Annotated in this window: 4 protein-coding genes; 3 read left to right on the top strand and 1 reads right to left on the bottom strand. The window is 68.5% G+C overall.

Going from position 1 to position 2,413, the window contains the following annotated elements:
• The coding region (locus A9X01_RS17245) for a sigma-70 family RNA polymerase sigma factor (RefSeq protein ID WP_081282435.1) at positions 1-303 on the top strand (303 nt) is incomplete at its 5' end.
• Positions 296-1,339 (top strand): anti-sigma-D factor RsdA, encoded by a 1,044-nt coding sequence (locus tag A9X01_RS29270; RefSeq protein ID WP_081282434.1) that lies wholly within the window; start codon positions 296-298, stop codon positions 1,337-1,339. The genes A9X01_RS17245 and A9X01_RS29270, both read left to right, overlap by 8 nt.
• A gap of 32 nt (positions 1,340-1,371) precedes the next feature.
• Here A9X01_RS29270 and A9X01_RS17235 read toward each other — a convergent pair whose 3' ends face one another.
• The gene (locus A9X01_RS17235) at positions 1,372-1,785 is read right to left on the bottom strand and encodes a DUF5319 domain-containing protein (protein ID WP_036356422.1); all 414 of its coding nucleotides are present in this window, start codon (positions 1,783-1,785) and stop codon (positions 1,372-1,374) included.
• 175 nt (positions 1,786-1,960) lie between these two features.
• Here A9X01_RS17235 and A9X01_RS17230 point away from each other — a divergent pair.
• A partial coding sequence (locus A9X01_RS17230; RefSeq protein WP_172832546.1) for an IMP dehydrogenase occupies positions 1,961-2,413 on the top strand: 453 nt, incomplete at its 3' end.

Raw genomic sequence — 2,413 nt, 5'->3', positions numbered from 1 at the left:
GCACACCGCGCCGCCGGCCGGAACCTGGCCTATCCCGCCGAAGAGGTGCCCGAGCGCCGTTCGGCGGACGCCGGGCCGGAACAGCGGGCCATCGAAGCCGATTCGGTCACGCGGATGAATGAACTGCTCGAGATCCTGCCGGCCAAGCAGCGCGAGATCCTGGTCCTGCGGGTCGTGGTCGGCCTGAGTGCAGAGGAGACCGCCGCCGCGGTGGGTAGCACCACGGGAGCGGTTCGGGTGGCTCAGCATCGCGCACTTCAACGGTTGAGAGACGAGATCGTCGCGGCAGGTGAGTATGCGTAATTCAGATTTCGGCAGCGCCTGGGGTGATCGCCTGGACGACGTGGCCCACACCGACCTGTTGCTCGACGCGCTGGCCGCACGCACCGAAGGCGACTTCGGCGCTCCCGCGCACGATCCCCTGACCGCGCTGCTGGGGGACTGGCGCGACGACCTGCGATGGCCGCCGGCCAGCGCGCTGGTGTCGCAGGAGGAAGCCGAGGATGCCCTACGGGCCGGGATGATGCATCGCGGGCGGGGCCGTCGCGGCCTGGCCGCGGTCGGCTCGGTGGCCGCCACCCTGCTCATGCTCAGCGGGTTCGGCGCCGTGATCGCCGATGCCCGTCCGGGCGACTTGCTCTACGGGCTGCACGCCATGATGTTCAACGAGCCGCGGGTGAGCGACGACCAGATCATGTTGTCCGCGAAGGCGGATCTGGCCAAGGTTCAGCAGATGATCGCCCAAGGTCAATGGGATCAGGCGCAAACGCAGCTGGCCGAGGTCAGCAGCACCCTGCAAGGCGTGAACGACGGCAGCCGGCGCCAGGGACTGCTGGACGAGGTGACCCAGCTGAACACCAAAGTGGAAAAGCGCGATCCCAACGCGACGGTGCGACCGGCGGCGCCGCCGAGCGGACAGCTCGCGCCCGAAGCCCCGGCGAACTCGTGGACGCCGCCCGCGGCTCCCGCCCCCGAACTCACCGAACCCAGCACGACCGTCGCGTCGCCCACGCCCACGCCGAGCACAACGCCCCCGGCGGAGGCCACCACCACCGAACCCACTACGCCTACCGAACCGACTACTCCCACGACCACCACCAAGCATCGGCATTCGTCGACCACGCCGACGCCCAGCACGACACCGTCCACGCCCACACCGTCATCGGAGGGCACGCCGAAACCGAGCACGTCGGCCTCGGCTACCTCGCCGACCTCGCCTACCTCACCGGTGGCGGCGCCGGGGTCCCCGCCGGCGTCGACACCGTCGGGACAGCTGTGGGACAGGACATCGGGGGCGGCCACGCCGAGAACGGCGTTCCCAGCCGGTCCTACGCCCTGAGCGAAACGGGCCCAGAAGTAAATAGAAATAACTCAGAGGTGGCGCCGGAATCCGTCCGCGTCTGAGGTCGCTTCGTTGAGCGACGCGTCGGCGTACCCGCGGCAGTAATCCCACGTGACGTAGGCGTCCGGTTCCGGGTCGTAGGCCGGCTCGTGCGGGCGGACGGTGCCGTCGATGAGCAGCTGCAGCAGGTTGGCCCGCAGCATGTCCCAATCGTGGTAGTGGTCCTGCTGGCATTCGTCACAGCAGACAACGAGACCGCGAATTCCCCTGTGCGCCAACAACGCTTCGTACACAGCCAGGTCGGCCAGATCCGCTTCGACGGCTAACCGCTCTTGCTGATCGAGCGGCTGACCCGGCTCGACGGCCTCCAACGCGGCCGACGGGTCACAAGGGTCGTCGGCGAAAGGGTCAGGCGGCAAACCCGGCGGGAGGTGGTCACGCACCCCCATAGCCTACGCAGCCGGGCGGTGATAATGCCAGAAATTGTCCGGGCGAGCCGAACTCCAGCGCCGCTTCTCAAGCCAGTGACGCGCCACGCAGAACTTGCGAGTAGGAGTGTCCGCGTGAGCCGATAGGATGAGCTTTTCACCCCGAACATGCATCTGGAGGGCTCCACCGATGTCCCGTGGCATGTCCCACCTCGAAGACAGCTCCGACCTGGTCGGCAGCCCATATGTGCGCGACGCCCAGCTGGGCGACCTCGCGCACGACCCGGTGCCCACCGGTGGTGACGACCCGCACAAGATCGCGATGCTGGGCCTGACCTTCGACGACGTGCTGCTGCTGCCGGCGGCCTCCGACGTGGTCCCGGCCACCGCGGACACCTCGAGCCAGCTCACCAAGCGGATCAGGCTGAAGGTACCGCTGGTCAGCTCGGCGATGGACACCGTCACGGAGTCCCGGATGGCGATCGCGATGGCCCGGGCCGGTGGCATGGGCGTGCTGCACCGCAACCTGCCCGTCGCCGAACAGGCCGGCCAGGTCGAAATGGTGAAGCGGTCCGAGGCCGGCATGGTCACCGACCCGGTCACCTGCCGTCCGGACAACACATTGGCCCAGGTCGACGCGCTG

The sequence above is a fragment of the Mycobacterium asiaticum genome (assembly GCF_001668675.1).
Classification (GTDB): Bacteria; Actinomycetota; Actinomycetes; order Mycobacteriales; family Mycobacteriaceae; genus Mycobacterium; species Mycobacterium asiaticum_D.
This window is presented reverse-complemented; position numbering and strand designations above follow the sequence as displayed.

Bases quoted from the DNA above. Each gene is read 5' to 3' on its own strand.
- A9X01_RS29270 (WP_081282434.1), top strand. From the start codon at position 296: ATGCGTAATTCAGATTTCGGCAGCGCCTGGGGTGATCGCCTGGACGAC.